At 62.0% G+C, this 24,306-nt stretch carries 25 protein-coding genes; 15 read left to right on the top strand and 10 right to left on the bottom strand.

Features of this window, described 5'->3' with window-relative positions; translation table 11 throughout:
• Positions 1-186: 186 nt before the first annotated feature.
• Together panP and J3364_RS11570 are read left to right on the top strand one after the other, a co-directional pair.
• Entirely contained in the window at positions 187-1,857 is a 1,671-nt protein-coding gene (panP, locus tag J3364_RS11575) for a pyridoxal-dependent aspartate 1-decarboxylase PanP (protein ID WP_349558499.1), read from the top strand.
• 125 nt (positions 1,858-1,982) lie between these two features.
• Positions 1,983-2,453, top strand: a complete 471-nt coding sequence (locus J3364_RS11570) for an Mpo1 family 2-hydroxy fatty acid dioxygenase (RefSeq protein WP_349558498.1) — start codon at positions 1,983-1,985, stop codon at positions 2,451-2,453.
• A gap of 346 nt (positions 2,454-2,799) precedes the next feature.
• Here J3364_RS11570 and J3364_RS11565 read toward each other — a convergent pair whose 3' ends face one another.
• The gene (locus J3364_RS11565; protein ID WP_123635161.1) at positions 2,800-3,066 is read right to left on the bottom strand and encodes a hypothetical protein; all 267 of its coding nucleotides are present in this window, start codon (positions 3,064-3,066) and stop codon (positions 2,800-2,802) included.
• Positions 3,067-3,163: 97 nt separating this feature from the next.
• Positions 3,164-4,729 carry an inorganic phosphate transporter gene (locus J3364_RS11560; RefSeq protein ID WP_349558497.1) on the bottom strand — a complete coding sequence of 522 codons (1,566 nt, stop codon included), beginning with the start codon at positions 4,727-4,729 and terminating at the stop codon, positions 3,164-3,166.
• 441 nt (positions 4,730-5,170) lie between these two features.
• Here J3364_RS11560 and J3364_RS11555 point away from each other — a divergent pair, with 441 nt between their 5' ends.
• The 3 genes from J3364_RS11555 to J3364_RS11545 all read left to right on the top strand — a co-directional run bounded on the left by J3364_RS11555 (position 5,171) and on the right by J3364_RS11545 (position 9,583).
• Entirely contained in the window at positions 5,171-6,259 is a 1,089-nt protein-coding gene (locus tag J3364_RS11555) for a GGDEF domain-containing protein (RefSeq protein ID WP_349558496.1), read from the top strand.
• 61 nt (positions 6,260-6,320) lie between these two features.
• Positions 6,321-6,776, top strand: coding sequence for a flavodoxin (locus tag J3364_RS11550; RefSeq protein ID WP_349558495.1), 456 nt, complete (start codon positions 6,321-6,323; stop codon positions 6,774-6,776).
• 233 nt (positions 6,777-7,009) lie between these two features.
• Positions 7,010-9,583 (top strand): EAL domain-containing protein, encoded by a 2,574-nt coding sequence (locus J3364_RS11545; protein WP_349558494.1) that lies wholly within the window; start codon positions 7,010-7,012, stop codon positions 9,581-9,583.
• Between the two features lie 31 nt (positions 9,584-9,614).
• On the opposite strand, the gene tesB is transcribed toward J3364_RS11545, so the two are convergent.
• The gene (gene tesB / locus J3364_RS11540) at positions 9,615-10,481 is read right to left on the bottom strand and encodes an acyl-CoA thioesterase II (protein WP_349558493.1); all 867 of its coding nucleotides are present in this window, start codon (positions 10,479-10,481) and stop codon (positions 9,615-9,617) included.
• 145 nt (positions 10,482-10,626) lie between these two features.
• Between tesB and J3364_RS11535 the strand changes: the two genes are divergently transcribed.
• The gene (locus J3364_RS11535; protein ID WP_349558492.1) at positions 10,627-10,995 is read left to right on the top strand and encodes a hypothetical protein; all 369 of its coding nucleotides are present in this window, start codon (positions 10,627-10,629) and stop codon (positions 10,993-10,995) included.
• 52 nt (positions 10,996-11,047) lie between these two features.
• Here the strand turns inward: J3364_RS11535 and J3364_RS11530 are convergent, their stop codons facing one another.
• Together J3364_RS11530 and rd are read right to left on the bottom strand one after the other, a co-directional pair.
• Entirely contained in the window at positions 11,048-12,202 is a 1,155-nt protein-coding gene (locus J3364_RS11530; RefSeq protein ID WP_349558491.1) for an FAD-dependent oxidoreductase, read from the bottom strand.
• 65 nt (positions 12,203-12,267) lie between these two features.
• Entirely contained in the window at positions 12,268-12,435 is a 168-nt protein-coding gene (gene rd, locus J3364_RS11525; protein WP_123635153.1) for a rubredoxin, read from the bottom strand.
• 272 nt (positions 12,436-12,707) lie between these two features.
• Here rd and J3364_RS11520 point away from each other — a divergent pair, with 272 nt between their 5' ends.
• From J3364_RS11520 to phoR, 5 genes are all read left to right on the top strand, one after another.
• Positions 12,708-13,265, top strand: coding sequence for a hypoxanthine-guanine phosphoribosyltransferase (locus tag J3364_RS11520; RefSeq protein ID WP_349558490.1), 558 nt, complete (start codon positions 12,708-12,710; stop codon positions 13,263-13,265).
• Entirely contained in the window at positions 13,246-13,842 is a 597-nt protein-coding gene (locus J3364_RS11515; protein ID WP_349558489.1) for a chorismate--pyruvate lyase family protein, read from the top strand. Before J3364_RS11520 ends, J3364_RS11515 begins: the two co-directional genes overlap by 20 nt.
• 79 nt (positions 13,843-13,921) lie before the next feature.
• Positions 13,922-14,812 (top strand): 4-hydroxybenzoate octaprenyltransferase, encoded by an 891-nt coding sequence (ubiA, locus tag J3364_RS11510; RefSeq protein WP_349558488.1) that lies wholly within the window; start codon positions 13,922-13,924, stop codon positions 14,810-14,812.
• Positions 14,813-15,013: 201 nt separating this feature from the next.
• Positions 15,014-15,706 carry a phosphate regulon transcriptional regulator PhoB gene (gene phoB / locus J3364_RS11505; RefSeq protein ID WP_349558487.1) on the top strand — a complete coding sequence of 231 codons (693 nt, stop codon included), beginning with the start codon at positions 15,014-15,016 and terminating at the stop codon, positions 15,704-15,706.
• A 67-nt stretch (positions 15,707-15,773) separates the two neighbouring features.
• Positions 15,774-17,087, top strand: a complete 1,314-nt coding sequence (gene phoR, locus J3364_RS11500) for a phosphate regulon sensor histidine kinase PhoR (RefSeq protein WP_349558486.1) — start codon at positions 15,774-15,776, stop codon at positions 17,085-17,087.
• Positions 17,088-17,093: 6 nt separating this feature from the next.
• Here the strand turns inward: phoR and J3364_RS11495 are convergent, their stop codons facing one another.
• The gene (locus J3364_RS11495; protein ID WP_349558485.1) at positions 17,094-17,918 is read right to left on the bottom strand and encodes a response regulator; all 825 of its coding nucleotides are present in this window, start codon (positions 17,916-17,918) and stop codon (positions 17,094-17,096) included.
• Positions 17,919-18,119: 201 nt separating this feature from the next.
• Here J3364_RS11495 and J3364_RS11490 point away from each other — a divergent pair, with 201 nt between their 5' ends.
• From J3364_RS11490 to J3364_RS11475, 4 genes are all read left to right on the top strand, one after another.
• Positions 18,120-19,334, top strand: a complete 1,215-nt coding sequence (locus J3364_RS11490) for a lytic murein transglycosylase (protein ID WP_349558592.1) — start codon at positions 18,120-18,122, stop codon at positions 19,332-19,334.
• Positions 19,335-19,338: 4 nt separating this feature from the next.
• Positions 19,339-19,884: an ADP compounds hydrolase NudE gene (gene nudE, locus J3364_RS11485; protein WP_349558484.1), complete on the top strand. Its 546-nt coding sequence runs from the start codon at positions 19,339-19,341 to the stop codon at positions 19,882-19,884.
• 160 nt (positions 19,885-20,044) lie between these two features.
• Positions 20,045-20,791 carry a THxN family PEP-CTERM protein gene (locus J3364_RS11480; protein WP_349558483.1) on the top strand — a complete coding sequence of 249 codons (747 nt, stop codon included), beginning with the start codon at positions 20,045-20,047 and terminating at the stop codon, positions 20,789-20,791.
• Positions 20,792-20,941: 150 nt separating this feature from the next.
• A complete protein-coding gene (locus J3364_RS11475) occupies positions 20,942-21,634 on the top strand; it encodes a pseudouridine synthase (RefSeq protein WP_349558482.1) in 693 nt (230 codons plus the stop codon).
• Positions 21,635-21,650: 16 nt separating this feature from the next.
• On the opposite strand, the gene J3364_RS11470 is transcribed toward J3364_RS11475, so the two are convergent.
• From J3364_RS11470 to trxA, 4 genes are all read right to left on the bottom strand, one after another.
• Positions 21,651-22,142: an asparaginase domain-containing protein gene (locus J3364_RS11470; RefSeq protein WP_123635145.1), complete on the bottom strand. Its 492-nt coding sequence runs from the start codon at positions 22,140-22,142 to the stop codon at positions 21,651-21,653.
• Between the two features lie 27 nt (positions 22,143-22,169).
• On the bottom strand, positions 22,170-23,072 hold the full coding sequence (gene pbpG / locus J3364_RS11465; RefSeq protein WP_349558481.1) for a D-alanyl-D-alanine endopeptidase: 903 nt from the start codon (positions 23,070-23,072) through the stop codon (positions 22,170-22,172).
• A 231-nt stretch (positions 23,073-23,303) separates the two neighbouring features.
• Positions 23,304-23,768: a CopD family protein gene (locus J3364_RS11460; RefSeq protein WP_349558480.1), complete on the bottom strand. Its 465-nt coding sequence runs from the start codon at positions 23,766-23,768 to the stop codon at positions 23,304-23,306.
• A gap of 110 nt (positions 23,769-23,878) precedes the next feature.
• Entirely contained in the window at positions 23,879-24,202 is a 324-nt protein-coding gene (gene trxA / locus J3364_RS11455) for a thioredoxin (RefSeq protein ID WP_349558479.1), read from the bottom strand.
• Between the last annotated feature and the right edge of the window lie 104 nt (positions 24,203-24,306).

The raw sequence follows: 24,306 nt of genomic DNA, 5'->3' as shown, positions 1-24,306 counted from the left end.
CTTATACTACGCGACCCGTGGGTGTCCGGCGCTGGCCGCGACACATCCTTATCCAGGGACGCGAAAGCAGCCGTCCGGCGGACCCCGGCGCTGCAACAATGAAACGGGCAACCCCCGAATCGCGATGTCTCCGCCGGCAGGAATCCGGCCGGAACCGCATCAACCACTGCAAGATGTATGGCGCGTATGACCGGTAAGAAAAAAACGGCTCAGGCTTCGCTGGAAGCCATGTACAGGGTGTTCACGGTGCCCGAGGCGCCGGACTCCACCCTGAGCCGGATTGACCAGGACATTTCCCGCAACCTGGCGGGCTTCCTGCAGGAACACATCGTCGCCATCGAGCGCGACCTGGGTGACGTGGTGAAGGACTTCAGCGAGTCCGCCGTGCCCGAAAAGCCGGTTTTCGTGTCCGAACAGACCCAGTTCCTGCTCGACAAACTGGTCGCCCATTCGGTGCACACCGCCTCGCCCAGCTTCATCGGCCACATGACCTCGGCCCTGCCGTACTTCATGCTGCCGCTGTCGAAGATCATGATCGCCCTCAACCAGAACCTGGTGAAGACCGAGACCTCCAAGGCCTTTACACCCATGGAACGCCAGGTATTGGGCATGATCCACCGACTGGTCTACAACGAGGACAGCGCCTACTACCGCAAGTGGATGCACGACCCACGCTTTGCCCTGGGCGCCATGTGCTCCGGCGGCACTATTGCCAACCTGACGGCCCTGTGGGTCGCCCGCAATAACGCCTTCCCGGCCGAAGGCAGTTTCCGCGGAATCCACGAGGAAGGCCTGTTCCGCGCATTGCGGTACTACGGCCATGAAGGCGCAGCCGTACTGGTGTCCAAACGCGGTCACTATTCACTGAGCAAGGCCGCCGACGTGCTCGGCCTGGGCCGCAGTTCGCTCATTTCCGTGCCGACGGACGACGACAACCGCATCCAGACCGACGCCCTGCGCGAGAAGTGCCTGGAACTCCAGGCCCAGAAGGTGAAGATCCTGGCCATCTGCGGCATTGCCGGCACCACCGAAACCGGCAACGTGGACCCGCTTGAGGAAATGGCCGACATCGCCACCGAATTCGGCGCCCATTTCCACGTAGACGCCGCCTGGGGCGGCCCGACGCTGTTCTCCCGCACCTACGGCCCGCTGCTGAAAGGCATTGAAAAGGCCGACTCGGTGACCTTCGACGCCCACAAGCAGCTCTACGTGCCCATGGGCGCGGGCCTGGTGGTCTTCCGCGATCCCGCCCTGGTCGGCGCCATCGAGCACCACGCCCAATACATCATCCGTAAAGGCTCCCGGGACCTGGGCAGCACCACGCTGGAGGGCTCCCGTCCGGGCATGGCGATGCTGATCCAGTCCGGCCTCAAGATCCTCGCCCGGGAAGGTTATGAGCTGCTGATCGACCAGGGCATCGAGAAGGCCAAACGCTTTGCCGAAATGATCGAGGAGCGGCCGGATTTCGAGCTGGTGACCCAGCCGGAGCTGAACATCCTCACCTACCGCTACTGCCCGGCGGAGACCCAGGAGGCCCTGACCCAGGCGGACACCCTGCAATCCGAACGCATCAACGCCTCGCTCAACCGCATCACCAAGTTCCTGCAGAAGACCCAGCGGGAACACGGCAAGGCGTTCGTTTCCCGGACGCGTCTGGAGCCGGCCCGCCATCACCGCTATCCCTGCGTGGTGTTCCGGGTGGTCCTGGCCAACCCCCTGACCACCCAGGAGATCCTCCGCGACATCCTCGACGAGCAGGTCGAACTGGCCGGTCATGCGGATGTGCAGGATGAAATGGACGTCCTGAACAACCTGACCCGGGCGGTCCTCGATACGCCCCAGGCCAATCGGGCGTAAACCGCCCCTCACCGGCCCACCAAACCACCCTGTCGCTGCGGCTATGGCCCCAGCCGGCCGCAGCGTTATACTCGTGGGATAAGAAAAAGCCGTATTGGCTTGATAACAACAGCCAGGGAGATCCCATGCGCAAGACAGCAGACCAGTGGTTTGACGAGTACGGCGAGAGCCACCGCAACCCCACCAACAAGGCCATTCACTGGATCGCCGTACCGGTGATCTTTACCACCATCATCGGCCTGCTCTGGTCGATTCCGACGCCAGCGGTCTTTGACCGCGTGCCTTACCTGAACTGGGGCACCCTGGCCCTGGTCGTCACGACGCTCTGGTACGTTCGCCTGTCACCCGCCCTGGGTGTCGGCATGGCGCTGTTCAGCGTGCTGATGGCGCTGGTGATTGCCGGCTTTGAGCACACCGGGCTGATGCCGGTGTGGGCGGCCTCAATCATCCTGTTTGTGGTCAGCTGGGTCTTCCAGTTCATCGGCCATCACATCGAAGGCAAGAAGCCGTCTTTTTTCAAGGACATCCAGTTCCTGCTGATTGGGCCGGCCTGGTTGATGGGGTTTATCTACCGGAGTCTGGGCATCCGGTATTGAGAGGGTGTTGCAAAAGCGATGCAAGCCACGACCACCACGTAGGTTGGGCTGACGCAGGAAGCCCAACGAATCGGGGTTGCGGCGAATATCATCCTATGATCGACAAGCTGCTTTTTTAGAACCTACGCTCCAGGCATGCCCGCGATAACGGGAACCTCCGGTGCCCGCCCATGTTGGGCTTCCTGCGTCAGCCCAACCTACGCCCTGGCGGCCGCGGACGGCCCTCTCGTGTGACGGAAGCGAGGGCATCCGGCCGCTTCTGGCACCACGCCACCAGTCTCCAGAACACTGCCCAAACAAAAACGGCGCCGAATGGGCGCCGTTATGCTTCAAACAGATCCTACCTTCAATAGAGAGCCGCCTCGTCATCCAACACATCCCGCAGGATATCGAGGAACATCCGGTCCGCTTCGCTCCAGTTCTCCGGAATACGCACCGTGGTGTTGGCACTGATTTCCTCGGCAATCTTTCGGTTGGCGTCCGGATCGTCCTTGTAGCGGCGGGCGATCTCCACACACTTGACCGCCACAGTCGGATCACTCAGGACCTTCTTGATGAAGACCCGCAACTCATCAATCATGCGCGCCTGACGGCTTTCGGAAGCAGTGCTCATATACAACTCCAGATCCTGTTTATGCCCGTTTAGCGGGGACTGTTCACACTAACCAACCAGGGATAGCGCAACAAACACGCTCCGCCTCTCTTCCAGCTTAGCCCAACATGATGCCACGAACGGTGAAGAAAAGGACGGCCGCCATCATGGCCGATGCCGGTACCGTAATGATCCAGGCCGCCGCGATCCTTACCAACTGGGACCGTTTGACCAGCTCTTCCTGGTATATCTTCTTGAGCCGCTTGCGTTCTTTCTTGGACAGCGGCACTTCGGACTTGTTCTTCTTCGCCGTCTTGAGCATAACCGCCATTTCTTCCACCGTCGCCTCCCGGAAACGGGACAGGAAGGCTTCCAGGCGCTCACGGTCCTCGGGATCGTGGCTCTCGATGATCGTGTGCAACTGACTGGCGTAGCTGCGCTTGAGGTATTCCCGCAGGAAACCGACACCGAACACACCGCCCAGAGCAATGTGCGTGGAACTGACCGGCAGACCCAACTGGGAGGCAATGATCACCGTGATGGCGGCAGACAGGGCAATACAGAAGGCCCGGGTCTTGTCCAGCTCGGTGATCTCGCTGCCAACAGTCTTGATCAGCCGCGGCCCGAACAATGTCAGACCCAGTGCCAGCCCGATGGCGCCAACCATCATCACCCACAGCGGAATGCTGGCTGCCGTGGCCACCGCACCGTGAGTCAGCGCTTCGTTGATCGCCGCCAACGGACCAATGGCGTTGGCCACGTCGTTAGCGCCATGGGCGAAGCTCAACAATGCAGCAGCGAAGATCAACGGCCAGGTGAACAGGCCGTTTACGCCTTCCTCACCATTGGTCATAGTGGCGGCACGACGGCGAATCAGGACCCGCATGCCAAGGAACACCACCACCGCAAAACCCAGCCCCACCAGAGCCGCACCCATGAAATCGACCTTGATGATGTGCTTGACGCCCTTGAGCATCAGGTAGGTGCCGAAGGCCCAAGCCATGACCGAGACCACCCAGGGAACGATCTTGCGGGCCGCCGCCACCATGTTCGGCTGGTACAACACCGTCTGCTTGATCACATACAGGAAGAACGCCGCAATCAGACCGCCCAGAACCGGGGAAATCACCCAGCTGGCGACAATGGCGCCCATCACGCCCCAGTTGGCAACGCCCCAGCCACCGGCGGCGATCCCGGCCCCCAGAACCCCACCGACAATGGAGTGGGTGGTGGACACCGGTGCGCCCATCCAGGTCGCCAGATTCAGCCACAGGGCCCCGGCCAGCAGGGCGGCCGTCATCAGCCAAACGAACGTCTGCACGTCGGTGAAACTGGCGGGATTGATGATGCCTTTCTTGATGGTGGACACCACATCGCCACCGGCGATCAACGAGCCACTGGCCTCGAAAATGGCCGCCAACAGGATCGCGCCACCCAGCGACAGCGCGCCGGAACCGACGGCCGGCCCCACGTTGTTGGCGACATCGTTGGCGCCGATGTTCAGCGCCATGTAGCCGCCAATCACCGCGGCGGCCATCAACAAGGTGTTACCCGGCATTCCATCGCCGATCTGGCCCACGAAGAGCCATACAATCATCAGGAAGAACAAGCTGATGCCGAGACGGAAGCGCTCGGTCTGCTTACTGGTCAGGGCGCTGTCCATGAAAGACACATTCTGGGGCATGCGGAATCACCATTAAGACAATGTCAGGTGGCGCCACTATAGGCAGTTCGTCACGGAATTGAAATATCCCGATGTTACCCGGGCGACAATCACTCACCCCGGCTCCCGGAAGTACGTCAGGCCTCACCGGCCGAACCGGCCAATACCAAAATCAGCCACTGTAACGCTGTTCACTTTTCGACCGACGCATTACCGATACAGTAAACGCTCGGACCACCGAGAGCCGACGCCCTCGACTGGCGGGCCAGATTTTACAATTCATGACGGGATAGATTGTGAAATAACTGTTTATTGGCAACTTTTTTGACGCACAATAATTGAATTAGGTGTCACTTTTTTATCGTGTCGCCGAAATGCGCATCGCCGGTGCCGAGAGTCTACGCAGCAGGCCGCAGCAACGAACGCAGACTTCCAGAGCCACAACAATAAAACAGAGACGCCATGAATCGACGCAAGCGCTTGAACTTCAATGGTCAGGAAGAAGTCCGGGTTTCCCGGGTCCTGACCGGCCTGTCGCTGGCCGCATTGGTGTGTCTGTCGGGCATCAGCTTCAAGTCCTGGGAATCCGGCCATCACCGCCATGCCATCGTGTTGGCGTTGTTTTTTGGACTGGTGGTCATCAACCTGGTCAGTTACTGGGTGACCCGCAACCGGGCCCAAAACAAGACCGGCATGCTGTTCATCGTCGGCGGCCTGTTCGTTTACCTGGTCGCGTCCGGCGGCGAAAGCAATACCGGACCGCTGTGGCTGTATGTTTTCCCGCCACTGGTGTTCTACCTGACCAGCCTGCGAATCGGCACGATCCTCCTGGCGGCCTGCCTGGTCTTCACGCTGCTTGTGTTCCAGTTCCCCCAGCTGCCGTTCGTGTTGACGCAGTACGAGACGGATTTCCAGCTGCGTTTCTTTACCACCATGCTGTTCGAATCCGTATTCTGCTTCGTGCTGGAAACCAGCCGCCTCAACGCCCGCAACGAACTGATGCGCCTGGCCGCCAGCCACGAGCAGGCGGCCAGGACCGACGCCCTGACCGGCCTGCCCAACCGGCGGGACATGCAGATGCAGCTGGCCAACGAGTTTTCACGCTACCAGCGGTCGGGACATCATTTTTCCGTGGTGCTGATTGATCTCGACCATTTCAAACGCATCAACGACACCTACGGCCATGAGGCCGGCGACTACGTCCTGCAGGCCTTCGCCGATCTGATGCAGAATCTCTGCCGGCAAAGCGACCGGCCCTCCCGCTGGGGCGGCGAAGAATTCCTGATCCTGCTGCCGGATACCGCCCTGTTGCAGGCGCTGACCCTGAGCGAGCGGCTACGCCATGAAGTGGAGCAATACGGGTTTGTCCATAAATCCCAACGCCTGCCGGTAACCATCAGCGCCGGCGTCTGCTCGATCAGCCAGAGCGATTCCATCGACCACCTGCTGCGCCAGGCCGACAAGAACCTCTACGACGCCAAGGAATCAGGCCGCAACCGTATCTCCCCCCGGGTGCGTACGCCGTCGACCCGCTCGCCGACCTCGTCTTGAGCCCGCCCGGGGCAGCCGCTACCATGGCGCCCCCAACACAGCAACGCGAGGCATCTCATCCATGGCCCAGATTCGCATCCTGGTCGGCAGTGTTTTCGGCGGCGCCCTGATGACGGCCCGCGCCATCCGCACGAATCTCAACGCCGCCGGACACCAGGTCACCGTACTGGAACAACCCACCCTGGATGACCTGACCAGCAGCGATGACGCCTTGCTGGTGTGCACCTCCACCACAGGCCAGGGGGAGCTCCCCGCCTCGCTGCTTCCGTTCTACGCGCACCTGCGCGACACCCTTCCCATGCAGCCGGGCCGGCCGTTCGGTGTGATCGTGCTGGGCGACAGCTCCTATGGCGACACCTTCTGCGGCGCCGGCGAGCTGATGGAGGAGGCCCTCTACGAAATTGCCTGCCGCAAGGTGGGGGACACCCTGCGTATCGACGCCCTGGAAACGGTCGAGCCGGACGTCGAAGCCCTGCCCTGGGCACAGGAATGGGCCCATCAGGTCGATGCGATCTGAGACCGGCTTCCCATTCCGGGCCGACGGACAGACCCGGTCACTGAACACCACGTCATTTCACTTGAGACGATCTGTAAACCTGACCATACTGGTCAAGGTGGAAAGCAGTGGCACCAGACACCCTGCTGACAAAGCGTCAGGACGGACGCGTTAATCTGAGGCCTATACGGGGCCCGGGGAACGTCTTACGGCGATCAACCCCAGCACAACAACCACAACAAAGATCCATACCCGTGCTTCGAACCGTTCTGCTTTACGCCCTGTTGGGCGTTGCGATTATCGTTGTGCCCGATGCACGCGCCGACTTTGCCCACGATGGCCATGTCGAGCCTGCCATCGACTATCTCCTGTTTGCGGACGACCAGCCGAGCATCCGGGATCCGGTACAGATCAACGCCCTTGCCCCGTGGCAATCACTGCCGGCCGGGGAAACGCCCAATTTTGGCTATATCCAGGACATCGCCTGGTTCCGGTTCCCGGTGCCCACGTCGGGCGACACCCGTCACCAGATCCTGGAGATCGGCTACCCGCAGCTCGATTCGGTTCACATCTACCTGATGCGCGACGGCAAGCCGGCCGGCGAACTGGAAACCGGTGACTGGCTGCCCATGTCGAGCCGCCAACTGCAGCACCCGCACTTCCTGTATCACTACACCGTCGAGCCCGGGCACGACTACCAGTTTTTGGTCCGGGTCCAGACCAGCGGCGCGCTGCAGGTACCCATTTCCATTTGGAAGCGGGACGCCTTCTTCAATTACATTTCGGAAGTCGACCAGGCCCACGCCATCTACTACGGTATCCTGATTACCGTCATCTTCTTCAACCTGTTTGTCTTCCTGGCCATGCGCGAGGCGACCTACCTCTACTACGCGCTGTCCACCTTCGGTTACCTGTTCCTGTTGTCGTCCCTTCGGGGCGCCACCTACCCCTTACTGTGGCCCGACAATCCCTGGCTGCAGAACCAGTCGATGATGATGTCGGTGCCCATCGCGGTGTTGTTCTCACTGCTGTTTGCGCGTTCATTCCTGGAACTGCACAGCCGCAGCCCGAGGCTGGACCGGGTGGTGCGCGCCGGGATCATCATCAACCTGCTGGCGATCCTGGGCAGCTTCCTGCTGACGTACAACACCTCCATGCGCCTGTCGGTGGCCCTGGCCATCCCCAGTTGCCTGCTGCTGACGTTCATCGGCCCATGGGAATGGTTCCGCGGCAACCGCCAGGCCAAGCTCTACACCATCGCCTGGGGCATGCTCACGCTGGGCAGCGCCATGACCGCCGCCAACAAGTACGGCTGGGTGCCCACCAACTTCATTACGGAATTCGGCATGGAGATCGGCTCGGCGCTGGAAGCCCTGCTGCTGACCATTGCCCTGGCCGCCCGGCTCTACCAGGAGCGGGAAGACAAGGTGGACGCCCGCGAATCCCAGCTGCGGGCCCTCGCGGCCCGGCGCAAGGCGGAATTGCGCATGATGGAACAGGCCCTGCACAACCCGTTGACCGGCCTGCCCAACCGCAGCTCGTTTGAACTGCAGCTGCAGGACTTGCTGACCCGGGAGAGCGGCCAGCGCCACGCCGTCGGCATCGTGCAGTTGAACAATCTCGACACCATCACCCGCACCCTCGGCCATCAGAATGCGGACCGGGTGCTGGAGCTGGCGGCGCGGCGTTTCAACGGCGTTTTCCGCGACCTGCCCGGCGTCCACCCAATCGAGCGGGACGAAAACCGCTGTTTCCACGCTGCATCACTGGAATCCACCGCCTTCGGCTTTATCGTCGACGCCGACGAGGCCCGACGCCAGCCGCGCCGGATCATCGAATGCCTGGAGGCCATCCGCGCGCCCATCGACTACCTGGGGATGCAGCTGCCGCTGGAACCGCGCACCGGTGTGGCCGTCTATCCCGAACACGGCACGGACACCAATACCCTGATCCGCAAGGCCTACGTCGCCCAGGAAAGCGATGACGCCCGGGACCGGGGCCTGGCCTATTACCATCCCAACCAGGACTCCTACAGCGCCGACCGCCTGACGCTGGCTTCCAGCCTACGGGACGCCCTTCGCAAGGATGAGCTGGCGCTGTTTTTCCAGCCCAAGCAATCCCTGACAGACCAAAGCATCGTCGGGGTGGAAGCGCTGATCCGCTGGCCCGGCCGCAAGACTCCCACGCCGGCCGACCAGATCATCGCGGTGGCGGAACAGACCGGGTTGATCAAGCCGCTCACACGCTGGGTGCTGGAAAAAGCCATGGTGGCCCGGGACGAACTGGTGGCGGCTGGCCACCGGCACCTGAGCGTGTCGGTCAACATTTCGCCCAACAACCTGCGGGAGCAGGAATTCCCACTGTTCGTCCAGCGCCTGATGACCAGTTATCCGCAGCACGCCGGCAAGATCATCCTTGAGGTCACCGAAACCTCGATGATGCTGGATCCGGCCAACTCCCTGCGCGCCCTGCGCTCGCTCGACTACACCGGCATCCCGCTGTCGATCGACGATTTCGGATCGGGCTACTCGTCCCTGTCCTATATCAAGCGTCTGCCCGCCAGCGAGATCAAGATCGACCGTTCACTGATCACCGACCTGACGTTCCAGGCGGAAGACCGGGTGATCGTGCAGACCACCATCAACATGTGTCATGACCTGGGCTACAAGGTGGTGGCGGAAGGCGTGGAGGATCTGGAAACCGCCGAGCTGCTGGCCGGCATGGACTGCGACATGATCCAGGGCTTTCACCTGACGCCGCCCCAGCCGATGGAGGAGATACTGCTGTGGCTGACCGGCCAGAACGGCCGGGAGCGGCGGCGGGCCTGACAGGTGCCAGACCCGAGGTATGGGGCGAGCGCTACTTCTTGTCCCCGCGTTGACGGATCAGCGCTTCCTGCGCCGTGGAGGCCACCAGCACGCCGTCCCGGTTGAAGATATTGCCCCGGTTGAAGCCGCGGCCGCCGGAGGCGCTGGGGCTGTCGGTGTCGTACAGCAGCCAGTCGTCGATGCGGAAATCCCGGTGGAACCAGATGGCGTGGTCCAGGCTGGCTACCTGCATCCCGCGATTCATGAAATTCACGCCGTGGGGGTTGAGAGACGTGCCCAACAAACCAAAATCCGAAGAGTAGGCCAGCAGGCAGCGATGCAGCACCGGATCGTCCGGCAGATCGCCCTGGGCGCGGAACCAGGCCTGCTTGTGCGGCGGCCGCGGCTCCGGTTTGAGCGGGTTGACCGGTGCCACCGGGCGGATTTCGATGGGGCGTTCCCGGGTCAGCTTGTCCCGCAGGTGTTCGGGAATATACTGCTTCATCATCAGGGACAGGGTGTGCTCTGATTTGAGCGTATCGAAGCCGGGTGCGTAGGGCATGGTATCCTGGTGATCAAAGCCGGATTCCTCCACCTGGAAGGACATGGACCCGGTGAGGATCTCCTTGCCGGCCTGGCGGGCGATCACCCGGCGTACCGAGAAGGTACCGCCATCGCGCACCCGCTGGACTTCGTAATCTATCGGCAACTCCGGATGCCCCGGACGCAGGAAATAGGCATGCAGCGAATGCGCCGCCCGATCCTCAATCGTACGGCTGGCCGCCATCAGGGCCTGCCCCAGCACCTGGCCGCCAAACACGGCGGGGAACCCCAGATCTTCGCTCTCGCCCTGAAAGTGATCATCACCAATGGGGGCCAGATCCAGCAATTCGACCAGTTTGCGTGTGACGTCCAGCATGCCTGCTCCTGTTGATTCATTCTCTCGAAGGGCGCTTTTTCTACCTCAGCGGACCGACCAAAGCAATGGCCGGCGCGGGCAGTCAGCTGCATCCAGCCGATGCCCTGCGCCCAGTTTAAAGCAGTTTGGGTTCGGGATCGCGCTTTTGAGCCTTTGCCTTTCCGGATTCGCCGATCCCCTGGACTGGCAGTACCGTGATGATACCCCCGGACACGTCATCGAGCCGATTCCGCCAGATTCTGACGACGCGAGCACGATAGACAAGCCGCCGCCTCTGCTGGCCTCGCCACAGCAACAGGACGACGATCGGGGCTGGTCGCTGATCAACCCCCAGGTGACGACCGGGCGGCCGGATGCGTTTGTCGATCGGCGGGAAGCCGTGCGGATCAACCAGCAGTCGCAGGATCAGTCACGACTGAACGGCGCTCACGACTCGGCGCTGCTGGACAGCCTCCCCGAATCGTTGCGGGGACTGGATTATCGGCTGGAGATGGGGCTGCGCTACCGCTTCTGAGCGCGGGCGGGCCTGCAAGGCGCCCGAGGGCGCCGCAGGACCGGGTTGCCGCTCAGCCGTGAATCGGCGGAACCTGTTTGGACAACGCCTGCTTTTCCAGCGCGTAATCGCCGGTCACGGCGAAGCCCAGCACGTTGCCGTCGGCATCCTTGAACAGGGCTCGCACGTTGTTGCCGTCCTGCTCGATTTCCCACTCCCCCTGGGCTTCCGGTGCTGGCGGGCAGACCGCCGTCGGGCAACAGGGGGTTTTCACCATCACCGGCATCACGCCGTAGGCCACATCTGTGGGCGTACCGGTCAGGGTCTTGGCCAGGGCGCGGGAGCAGGCCATCAGCGGCAGCACGTAGAGCAGGACGTGGCCGTCCACCTCAGCGCAATCGCCCAGCGCGTAGATGTTGTCAGCACTGGTCTGCAGCTGGCGGTTGACCTGAATTCCCCGACCCACGGCCAGCCCGGCGGCTTCGGCCAGTTCCACCCGAGGACGCAGGCCGACCGCGGAGATCACCCGGTCGGCGTCCACGGTCTCACCGTTGGACAGGGTCAGGCGAACGCCGTCGCCCTGATGGGCGATGTGCTCGACCACCGTTTCCAGGTGGAAGCGCACACCCTCTTCCGTCAACGCCCTGACCACGGCATTGCCGGCCACCGGCGGTACCAGCCCCGGCATGGCGGTATCGGATGGCGCAATCACGTCCACATCGTAGCCGCCATTACGAAGGTCGTTGGCGAACTCACAACCGATCAGGCCGGCGCCCATGATGGCGACCCGGGACTGACCTTCCAGCGTGTTGCGGAAGGCCCGGTAATCCATCAGGTCGTTGATGGAATAGACGAACTCCTGACCGTCGCCGTCCAGCGGGATGCGGATAACGTCCGCACCCCAGGCCAGCACCAGCTTGCGGTAAGGCAGGCGCTCGTCGCCGATAAGGACGCACTGGTTGGCCGCGTCGATGCCGGTCACCGTGGTATGGGTACGCAACTCGATATTGAGCTGTTCGGTCATGCCGGCGGCATCGGACTGGGCCAGTTCGTCGGCGGTCTTACCTTTGGTAAACCCCGTGGAGAGCATCGGTTTGGAATAGCTGTGACCATCGTCGGCGGTGATCATCAGGACGGGCACTTCCTTGTCCTGCTTGCGGATTTCCCGGGCCAGCGAATAACCGGACAGGCCGGTACCGATAATGACGATGGGGGCATTCTGACTCATGCCACAGCTCTCCTCTTGTAAGTGTTGACGGCTCGCGCCGTTCAGCGGGATCGGGCTGGCCGATCTCAGCCGATTTCAATCATCTCGAAGTCTTCTTTGCCCACGCCGCAGTCCGGGCAGACCCAGTCCTCGGGGACATCTTCCCAGGCGGTTCCCGGCTCAATGCCGTCTTCCGGCCAGCCCTCGGCTTCATCGTAAATCCAGCCACAGACAACGCACTGCCACTTTTTCATCGTCTTTCCTCCAGTTCCCGGACGGTCGGGACTCTTATTTGGTCTACAATCCCACATGCCATGCATGCCGGATCAGCGGTCAATCATTGGGCCCGACATGATACCCGTTGTCCACGCGATGACCAATGCCAAGGGGGACAAGGGATTCTCCACAGCGGCCAGCACCGGACACGAGACAGGCCTCCCCCGACGCGGCTCGCTCCGGTATAATGGCGCGCTTTTGGGGAGACGCCGGCGGCGGCGCCCTCCCCCCGATACAGGATTTGCACGGTATGACTGATTCCCACGACGAGCTGCAACGGGTCTTTGACGAGGCCGACTGCCTCTGCACCGAGCCAGAGGTCCAGGCCGCGATCGACCGGATGGCCGCCGCCATCACCGACACCCTCAAAGACCGCGACCCGCTGCTGTTCTGCGTCATGAACGGCGGGCTGATCCTGACCGGCCAGTTACTGCCCCGTCTGTGCTTCCCGCTGCAGGCCGAGTACCTGCATGCCACCCGCTACCGTCAGGAAACCACCGGCGGCATCCTGGAATGGAAGCTCCGCCCGGACGTGGGCATGCACGGGCGCACGGTGTTGATCGTCGACGACATCCTGGATGAAGGCACCACGCTCAACGCCATTGCCGACTACTGCAAGGCCCAGGGTGCCGCCGACGTGCTGACCGCGGTGCTGGTGGACAAACAACACGACCGCAAAGCCAAGCCGGGTCTGAAGGCCGACTTCACCGGCCTGGACGTGGAAGACCGTTTCCTGTTCGGCTACGGCATGGATTACAAGGGTTACTGGCGCAACGCGCCCGGCATCTATGCCGTCAAGGGGCTGTGATATCTCTGCCCTGCCATCCGGCGCCATGACGCTGCCCCGTGTCCCGACGGCGCGCTGGTATCCGGGCGTTGCCGCGGCACAGCTGATCCGGCCACAGCCGGTGGCTGACGCACTGTACTGGCTGGAGCTGGAGGGATCGCTGACTCGCGCTCTGCAGCTCCGCTGCCGTGAGCGCTTTCACGTTGACGTCCTCCGCGAGGGCTTCGCTCGACCGACCCTGGAAGAAGCTCAAACCCTCCACATTCCATCTCGCCAGCTGGCCTGGATTCGCGAAGTCCAGCTGTGCGGCGACGGTCAGCCCTGGGTCATGGCCCGCACGGTGATTCCGCTGGCAACCCTCCGGGGCCGCGGTCGACGCCTGCGCCATCTGGGCGGCCGACCGCTGGGCGCATTCCTGTTCAGTCAACGTCGCTGGCATCGAGGCCCGTTCCAGATCGGCCTGACCCAAAACCCGGTCCCCGGCCAGCCAGCGGTGGGACGCCGTTCCCGCTTCCACCGCGACCACGACGCCCTGCTGGTCGGCGAATATTTCCTGCCCCGCCTGCTGCAGGAGACGTCGAACCAGCGTCCCGGGTAAGCCACGTGCTTCAAACCCGACGCATCCGCTCGCTATAATCAGGCGGACGTCCATTTTTACGCCGACAAGCCGAGCCGCCATGACCCTCGATTTCCTGCCCGACCACCTGCAATCCAAGCTCATTGCCTACATGCAACTGCTGCGGATCGATCGTCCCATCGGCACCCTGCTGCTGCTCTGGCCGACGTACTGGGCCCTGTGGCTGGCAGCTGACGACGGCATGCCGGGCATCGGCAACATCCTGGTCTTCGGCCTGGGTGTGTTCATGATGCGGGCGGCCGGCTGCGCCATTAACGACTTCGCCGATCGCAAGGTGGATGGCCATGTGAAGCGGACCCAGGCGCGGCCGCTGGCCACCGGCCGGGTCGCCCCCGCCGAGGCGGTCCTGCTGTTCCTGGGGCTGTGCCTGGCGTCGTTCCTGATGGTGGTGCTGTTTACCAACACGCTGACGCTGTACCTGTCGTTCGGCGGTCTGGTGCTGGCCTTCATCTATCCGTTCATGAAACGCTACACCCACCTGCCACAACTGTTCCTGGGGGCGGCGTTTTCCTGGGCCATTCCCATGGCCTGGGCGGCGGAAGCCAATGAAGTGACCCGGCTGGCGTGGCTGCTGTTTACCGCCAACGTGCTCTGGACCGTCGCCTACGACACGCTCTACGCCATGGTGGATCGGGATGACGATCTCAAGATTGGCGTCAAATCCACCGCCATCCTTTTCGGCGACGCGGACCGTCTGATCGTGGGGATCCTGCAGGCCCTGGTGATCCTGATCCTCGCGATGGTCGGAACCCAGGCGGAACTGGGTGTGCTGTACTATCTCGGGCTGGTGGGCATGGCGGTCTTCTTCCTGTACCAGCAGCACCTGATCCGCTTCCGCGAACGCGAGCCTTGCTTCCACGCCTTCCTCAACAACAACTGGGCCGGTGCGATCGTATTTGCCGGCCTGTTCCTCGACAGCCTGATGCGCTGACCCGTCTGTCATATACTTGTAACAAAGGCAGGTTGTAATGAGCCAGCAACAAAGGAACCGGAGCGAAGGGCGCTCCGCCGTTCCGGAAACAGACTGAATTCAAGCACGCCTTCATGCAGCTCCTGCAGCAAGCGGTCCAGGAGCCTGGCACAGCCTGTTTCAGCGATTCCATAACCGCTGGTGATGACAAGGTAGGATGTCATGACGGGAAAAACAGTTCTTATCGTCGATGACGAAGCATCGATTCGCGAGATGATCGCCGTGGCCCTGGAGATGGCCGATTACGATTACCTCGAAGCTGCCGACGCGCTGGATGCGCACGCCATGATCGTGGACAAGAAGCCGGACCTGATCCTGCTCGACTGGATGCTGCCCGGCACCAGCGGCATCGAGCTGGCGCGGCGACTGAAGAAAGACGAAGCCACGGCGGAAATTCCGATTATCATGCTCACCGCCAAGGTGGAGGAAGACAACAAAGTCCAGGGTCTGGAATCCGGGGCCGATGACTACATTACCAAACCCTTCTCCCCGCGGGAGCTGGTGGCGCGCCTCAAGGCGGTGCTGCGACGCACGACGCCGGCCGGCGTGGAAACCCCGGTGGAAGTGGACGGCCTGCACCTGGACCCGGCCAGCCATCGCGTCACCACCCCGATCGGTGCGCTGGACATGGGCCCGACCGAATACAAGCTGCTGCAGTTCTTCATGACCCATCAGGAACGGGTCTATACCCGGGCACAGTTGCTGGATCAGGTCTGGGGGGGCAACGTCTATGTGGAAGAGCGGACCGTTGACGTCCATATCCGCAGATTGCGCAAAGCACTGGGCGACAAGTACGATCACCTGATCCAGACGGTTCGCGGCACCGGCTACCGGTTTTCCACCCGCGCCGCCTGACGGCTTGCCGTCACTGAATCGCAAACAGGCGTCGCCATTTATTGGGGCGCCCTGACGGGATCGTTCAATGCAGCACAACTGGTCGCATCATCTGCGCCTGATTATCGGTGTCCTGCTGGGCATTATGCTGGTGGGGCTCTGGTTCGGACACCCCCTGATCGGCCTGGCGGTCGGTCTGTTCGGCTACCTGATCTGGACGCTGGTGCAGATGCGCCGCCTCCACCACTGGCTCAGCCACCCGGACGAGGATGACGAAGCGCCGGGCAGCATCGGCATCTGGGGCGAGATCTTCGACGGCCTGCACCGCATGCACCGGGCCAACCAACGCCGGCAGGATCAACTGCAGACCCGCATCAACCGCGTGCAGGAATCCACCAACGCCATGCGCGACGGCGTTATCATGACCGACGCCGACGGTGCCATGGAGTGGTGGAACTGGTCCGCCGAATACCTGCTGGGCTTCCGTCGGGAGACCGACCGCGGCCAGCCCATCCACAACCTCATCCGCAACCCGGCCTTCAAGGCCTACTTCGATGCACGGGACTACCGCGACCCGCTGGAGCTGCGTTCGCCAGCCAAGCCGCACATTCACCTGCAGATCCAGATCAGCCTGTTCGGCGACGACGACCGCCTGATCGTGGCCAAGGACGTCACCCGCCTGTTCCAGCTGGAACAGATGCGGCGGGATTTCGTGTCCAACGTGTCTCACGAAATGCGTACCCCGCTGACGGTCATCAGCGGCTACCTTGAAACCCTGTCTGACCACGCCGACGAGGTGCCTGCCAAATGGCGCCGGGCTTTGACCACCATGTCCCAGCAAGCGGAACGAATGGAAGCGCTGATCACCGACCTGATCCTGCTGGCCAAACTGGAAACCGGTGAGCAACACATCGACGACCGGGTGACCGATGTGGCCGCGCTGATCCGCCAGACCTGCAGCGACGCCAAAGCCGTCAGCGGCGACGCCGGCCACATCATCGAAATGGACATCGGCGAGCGACATCACCTGTTCGGTGACGAGAACCAGCTGCGCAGCGCCTTCTCCAACATCATTTTCAATGCCGTGAAGTACACGCCGGCCGGCGGCACCATCAAGGTACGCTGGTATACCGACCGGGAAGGCGCCCACCTTGCCGTGAAGGACAGCGGCATCGGCATCGATCCGGTCCATATCCCGCGTCTGACGGAACGCTTCTACCGGGCCGATCCCAGCCGCCACCAGCAGACCGGCGGCACCGGCCTGGGCCTGGCCATCGTCAAGCACGTGTTGCTGAACCACGACGGTTCTCTGGAGATCAACAGCCAGCCCGGAGAAGGCAGCGAGTTCGTCTGCCATTTCCCGCGCCAGCGCATCACCGAGGCGCCGATCGAGACCGCCTGACGGCGATCAGCCGCCGGCGCGGAAGCGGGCAATGAAGCGCGAGAGGTCTTCCATTTTCTGGGGATCTTCATCGACGAAGCGAATCACCAGGCTGACGAAGTCCGTGTCCTGGCGCTTCTCCACCGCCTGCAGCTGGTGCACGTAGCCGTTCAGCCGCGCCACCTCGCCCTCGTTGAATTCCATATCCACCACCGCCTGGTCGAGGATACCCGGGAAGGACTGGTCGCGCTTGGCGATGACCCGGATTTCGGTGAGGGTGATGTCCTTGACCACACAGCGCAGCACCGAATCCGCAAAGCGGATCGCCGCTACACTACGGGACTTACTGGCAACGGTGCGTTCGGGAGCGGCGGCCGCTTCCTTGGGTTTACCGGTCAGCAGCGCCGCGGATTCCTTGAACGCGTCAGCGGGCCCATCCAGTGACTTTCCGGAGGACGTCATGGCGTCCTTCAACCGGCGCCCCATCACCTTGATGATCTTCTTGCTGAGGCCATCGGGGCTGAACGGCTTGCCCAGGTATTCGGACACGCCTTCCTGGACCGCCTCGATCACGTGGGACTTGTCGCCCCGACTGGTAATCATGATGAACGGACAGCGCTGGTAATTGTCCTGCTGGCGCACCCAGCGCAGCAGTTCCAGGCCCGACATTTCCGGCATCTCCCAGTCGCACAGGACCAGATCAAACCGCGTCCGGGTCATCAGGAACTGCGCCTTCTTGCCATTGGCGGCCTCGGTGATCTCGATGACCGGAAAACGGGTGCGGACGGTGCGTTTGACCAGATCCCGCACAAAGCTGGCGTCATCGACCACCAGCGCCTTGAGTGTCGCCATACTACGGCCCCTTCAACAGTAACTGATGACAACTATAGACCAGAGTGCCCCCACAACCGGAGCGCGGTCGGCCCCGATCCTTAAAAAATTGTCACGCCGGGTCGCCGGAGGCGGTATTTTCCGCGGCCCAAAACAGGCTACCATGCGGTTTCCCCGGACTCGCAGCGAGAGGACGCTTTTGTGACAAGACGAACACCTGCCATGCGCACCCTGGGCGGCCTTTTACTGGCCGGCTTCCTGTCCCCGGCCCTGGCCCAGACAGAGGAAGGCACCACCCCGTTCAGCGACTGCGTCGCCAGCCTCAAGGACCGGGCCCTGCAGGCAGGTATTTCTGCGGACACTACCGCCAACGTCCTCGACCACGTCAGTCTGCTGGACCGGGTGATCGAGCTGGATCGCCGTCAGCCGGAGTTCACCACCACCTTCGCCGACTACCTTAACCGCCGGGTTAACGAGGATCGTATCAGCAAGGGCCGGGAGCTGCTGCGCAGCCAGTCGGAACTGCTGCACCGGGTGACCGCCAAGACGGGCGTGCCGGGCCCTTATCTGCTGGCGTTCTGGGGGCTGGAAACCAACTTCGGCACCTATTTCGGCAAGATGTCGGTCCCCAGCGCCCTGGCGACCCTGGCCTGCGATCACCGCCGCAGCCGTTACTTTTCCGGTGAGCTGATCTCGGCCCTGCGCATCATCGACGAAGGCGCCATCGATCCGGACCAGATGGAAGGCTCCTGGGCCGGTGCCATGGGCCACGTGCAGTTCATGCCGTCGGTTTTCCTGCGCTATGCCGTGGACGCTGACGGGGACGGCAAGCGGGACCTCTGGCACAGCATACCCGACGCCATGATGTCGGCGGGTAATTTCCTGCAAAACCTGGGCTGGGACGGCGACTACCGCTGGGGCCGTGAAGTCCGGCTGCCCAAGAACTTTGACTACAGCCTTGCGGGCCTGCAGCGGGGCAAGCCCCTGTCCGATTGGCGCAAGCTGGGCGTGACCGACGCCTTCGGCCATACCCTGCCCCAAGCCGACATCAACGCCGCCCTGCTGGTACCGGCCGGCCACGAGGGCCCGGCCTTTCTGGTCTACCACAACTTCCACGTCATCATGGGCTGGAACCGGTCGGAATACTACGCGCTGGCGGTCGGTCACCTGGCGGACCGGATTGCCGGTGCCGGAGGCCTGCAGAATCCACCGCCGGAGGATGCGCCACGCCTGTCGAGGGCCGAAGTGGAAGCCCTGCAGAAAGCCCTCAGCGCCCGCGGCTACGACAGCGGCAAACCGGATGGCATCCTGGGTCCGGCTACCCGCAGCGCGATCCGGGACTTCCAGAAAGACCAGAACCTGATCGCCGACGGCTTCCCCGACAAGACCCTGTTCGACGCGCTGGACGTCAAACTCGCCGATCCGGATGCGGGCTGAGGGTATGGACGACAAACCCGAAATTCTCGACACCCGCCTGGTCGCCCGCAGTCGCCTGTTCGGCATCGAGTCCGTCCACTTGCGCTTCAGCAACGGCGAGGAACGGGAGTTCGAGAGACTGCGCACGCCACCACTGGCGGGTGTCATGTGCGTCCCGTTGTTGGACGACGATACGGTCGTGCTGATTCGCGAATACGGCGCCGGCCTGGAAAACTATCAACTTACCCTGCCCAAAGGCGCCTATGAGCACGGCGAAGACTGGCGGCAGGCGGCCAATCGCGAATTGCGCGAGGAGATTGGCTATGGCGCCCGCTCGCTGACCCATCTCAAGGACATGAGCCTGTCACCCGGCTACATGGGCCACAAGATTCGCGTCGTGATTGCACGGGATCTTTATGAAGAGTGGCTCGAAGGGGACGAACCCGAGCCGCTGGAAGTGCTGACCTGGAAACTGTCGGACCTGGAATCGCTGGTGCAGCGCGAGGATATGACCGAAGCGCGGGTCATTGCGGCGTTGTATATGGTGCGGGAGGGTTTACGTCGGTTGTAATACTCACGAGCCAAATGTCAGCTTTTTATACAGACCTGACAGATCGCTCGATATACCTCTCTGTATTTAAAGACTTTTTAAAATTGGCACAAATATAGCTTTTCCTGCCGTACGTTCGAAAGAACGAACCTCCTTCGGAATGGACAACAGGAATAACGCTATGAAATTCATAAAAACATGCTTGGGTGCTACAGCGCTGTCTCTTGCCCTGGCTTCGTCAGGTGCCTGGGCCTTCCCGATTGACCTGGACTCTGTTTCAGGACAGTGGTCGAATCATTCGGGCGGACAAAACGTACATTACAACGCTGCCGGCAACCAGATTCGCTGGGGTTACGGCTATCCGCAAAGCGGCTATGGTTTCGTGGGAAGCGCTCCGCCTTCCGTAACCATTAACGATTCCTCGCCGTTCTCACTCGGAACGTTCACGCATTACAACTACCCGATCTCGAATGAAAGCGCCATCGACAGTGTAGACCTCAACATCTACGCCGATTTCTCAACGGCAGACGGCAGCACGTCGCAAGGCCCCTTTGCATTCACCTTCCTGCATAATGAAACACCGAATAATGCGCCCGTTGAACATTGCGGAAGCCTCTGTCAGTTCCTGGCCATTTTCGGTATTGATACGTCTTACACCACCCACGACGGACCGGTCGACGACATCGTTCAGATCATTTTTGACAACGCCCTGACCAGTTCTGAATTCACGATCGGTTCAGAAATCTACTCCCTGAGCATTCTGGGCTTTGAGGGCGATTCGTCCATGCTGACAACATCCGAGTACAGTCAGACGTCAGTGAACCTGCTTGCAAGCCTCAATGTCCGCGACGTCCCGGAACCGGGCACGCTTGGCCTGATGGGTCTGGGTCTGCTGGCATTGGGCGCCGCACGTCGACGCGCCGCTTGATCGGACATCCCGGTCGCCAGAAAAGCCCCGCTCCTGCGGGGCTTTTTGTTATAGGATCCGGCGTCCGATCGTGAGATCTCGCCAGCCGCATTGCCACTGAGGAATGTTCCGGCGACAATGCCTCAAATTTCTCAAGAGCCCCCTGTCACCTTGCGCCTCGATTACCTGATTTCCAAAGGCAAGAATCTCTCTCGCAAAGAGACTCGCCGGTTCATTCTGGCCGAGCGCGTCAGTGTGGACGGGCAGACCTGTAAAAAAGCCGCCACGCAACTTGCAGGGGGAGAAGTCGTCTGCCTCGACGGCGAACCGGTGTCCCTGCCCGGTGATCGCTACCTGATGCTGAATAAGCCGCTCGATGTCGTCAGCGCCACCCGCGATGACGAGCACGCGACGGTGCTCGACCTGGTGCCGCGAGAGCTGCGCCGCGACCTGCATATTGCCGGTCGCCTGGACCGGGATACCACCGGCCTGCTCCTGCTCACCAGCGACGGCCAGTGGTCACACCGGGTCACGTCGCCGCGTTCACAATGCGACAAGACCTACCGTATGGAGCTGGCGGAGCCCTGCACGGCTGCCATGCTGGCCCAACTCCGCGCCGGCGTCCTGCTCAAGGGCGAAAACAAGCCGACGGCGCCGGCGCAGGTGGAGGTATTGGGGGATCGGCAGTTGCGACTGGTCATCAGTGAGGGCCGCTATCATCAGGTGAAGCGGATGCTGGCCGCGGTGGGCAATCACGTGAACAACCTTCACCGGGAAGCCATTGGAGCGGTGCATCTGGATCCGGCGTTGGCGCCGGGCGAGTTCCGCGCACTGACTCTGGACGAAATCGACAGCCTGGGCTGACAGGCCACGCTGCCGCTCAATCGGTCTCGAAACGACCGGCTTCGCGGTTCTTGCGGGCCTTGCGTGGGTCCAGGATCTGGCCACTCATCGCCACATAGACCCCTTCGGGCAGGCTCTGCAGCGCACCGAGTGCAAAGCCGACATTGAACGGGGCATCGGTCAGGCGCATGCGGGAAGGCTGCATGGCACCGGTGAGGACGATCGTTTTGCCGGGTATATCCAGTAACCGGCGGGCGGTCTCCACCAGGGTGTCGGTGCCATGGGTGATCAACACCCGTTTCTCGGACGCCGCGGCCACCGCCTCCCGGATGACCTCCCGGTCCTCGTCCGTCATGTCGAGGCTGTCCTTGCGAAACACGGACTGCAGCCGGTAGGGCATCTGTACCTGCGCCAATTGGGCGATCTCCGGAAACTCGCTGTCCCCGGTGCTGTATTCACTCTTGGCATCAAAATAGATCTTGTCGATCGTACCGCCTGTGGTCAGCACCAGCAGTCCATCGTCGCTCATCGTCCCGACTCTCCTGTTCACATCGCTCTACGGATCGAGTTTCGCCGTCTGCGTATCGGTCGATCCGGCGTTCTTTTCAGCGTAGTAGGCATTGCGACGATTCTCATAGTTCCGGGCCGCCTTGGCAATCGAACCGCCATGACCGGTGGTCAACCAACGCTTGACGCGCCCGGCATCGCCGATGGGCGTACGCGTTCCGAACGAATCCAGCAGCACGGAAATGACTTCGCGACCGTCGATCCGGGTCACCATGAGCAGGCAGCGTCCGGCTTCGGTAAGGTATCCCGTCTTGCTCAGTTCCACCTGCCAGCTTTTACGGTGAACCAGAATGTTGGTGTTGCCGAACGCCAGCGAATAACGCGGCTGGCGAAAATGGGCGGTGTAATATTCAGTCGTGGTGTATCGGCGCAGTTCAGGATGCTTGAAGGCGGCCCGCACCAGTTTCACCAGGTCACCGGCAGAGGAATGATTCTTGGGCGACAGGCCAGTGGGCTCCACAAAGTGACTGTGGCTCATACCCAGCTCCCGGGCTTTGTCGTTCATCGCCCGCACGAACGCATCAAAACCTCCCGGATAATGACGTGCCAGGGTGTAGGCCGCCAGGTTTTCCGAAGACATCAGCGCGATCCGCAACATGTCGCCGCGCTTCAGGGTCGAGCCGATGCGGATGCGTGAATAGCCATTGTTCGGCGCCGCCCGATGCCGTTTGTAAACCTCGATCCACTCATTCAATGGCTGGCCGGCATCCATCACCACCACGGCGGTCATCAGCTTGGTGACCGAGGCGATCGGCACGGAACGGTCCGGATGCTTGCTGTAGATCAGGTCGCCGTCATCCATGTAGGCAACGGCCGCATTCACCGAGGCCAGTTCCAGGCCGGCCGGATCCGGCGCGGCCCAGGCGCGGGCAGCCAGGCCCAGCCACAGCATAAGAAAGAGAAATCGCGATCGGCATCCGCCCCATTGCATTCTGACCTGACCTCCGGGTTCGGGCTGTTTTTGTTGAACAGGCGAGCCTCTGATTCGCTGAAAAACGCGACCATGGCGTGCGCGGAGGCTACGCCGGCGTCCATCAGAAGCTCTCAGGTTTTATACACGGATGGTCCACAGAATTCAGCCCCGACCGGACGTTTGTAACAATCCAACCGGTCCGGGCCGCTTTCAGCCAAAGAACACGTAACGCCCGCCGGAGGCGACCACAATCACGATCAGCCCCAGGATCAGGTTAATCCCGACGAAGCGGCGGATCTGGCCGATCCGGCGACCGGCTTCGGGGATATCGTTGGCCGCTACGGCCTGTTTCAGGCGGCGAAACGGGGCAAACCAGACGTGCATGAACAGCAGCATCATGACAACGCCCAGGGCGATCATGACGTGGATGTGCCAGCCGGCTCCGGCCATGCCGTTGAAGTAGAGGAACAGGGTTGTCAGCCCGGTCACCAGAAGGACCGCAATGGCCGCCCAGACCCAGGCGAAGAAGCGAGTCAGCGTCTGGCACCACAGCGGTGCCCGCTGGGCGGGTTCCAACACGCTGGCTGCGGCGGGCCGTAGCGCCATGTAGGCAAAGAACATCCCGCCGACCCAGATCACGGCCGCCAGGGTATGCAGGGCTATCAGGTATCCCATGGTTATCACTCCTCAATCCGGAATGAACGCACTCTACCAGATAGCCGCTTCCAGATGGGCGTCGGCGGATGCTTCGGACAACCCCGGGCAACGGGGTTGTCCGTCTTCAATCAGGCGTGTTCGGCGATAAAGGCATCGAGGGCGCCAGCGCCAACCGCACCCACCTGGGTACCGACCGGTTCGCCGTCCTTGAACAGCATCAGCGTGGGAATCGAACGAATGCCGAACTTCACCGCCAGTTCGCCCTGGGCGTCCACGTCCACCTTGGCGACCCGCAGGCTATCGGCGCGTTCGTCGGCGATATCCTCCAGCAGCGGGGCGATGGATTTACAGGGGCCGCACCAGGCCGCCCAGAAGTCCACCAGTACGGGTTTATCCGCCTGCAGGACGTCTTTTTCGAAGGTGTCGACGGTTACTGCAATGGGTTGAGTCATGGCTTGTCCTCCTCTGCTTGGAACCGATGACCTGTCATCACCGGCATTTTATAGACCAGTCTACTAGTATCCCGTGTCAAAAAAAGACGGTCACAGCAGACCGC

Source organism: Marinobacter sp. NFXS9, assembly GCF_040148665.1.
GTDB classification, from domain to species: Bacteria; Pseudomonadota; Gammaproteobacteria; order Pseudomonadales; family Oleiphilaceae; genus Marinobacter_A; species Marinobacter_A mangrovi.
This window is presented reverse-complemented; position numbering and strand designations above follow the sequence as displayed.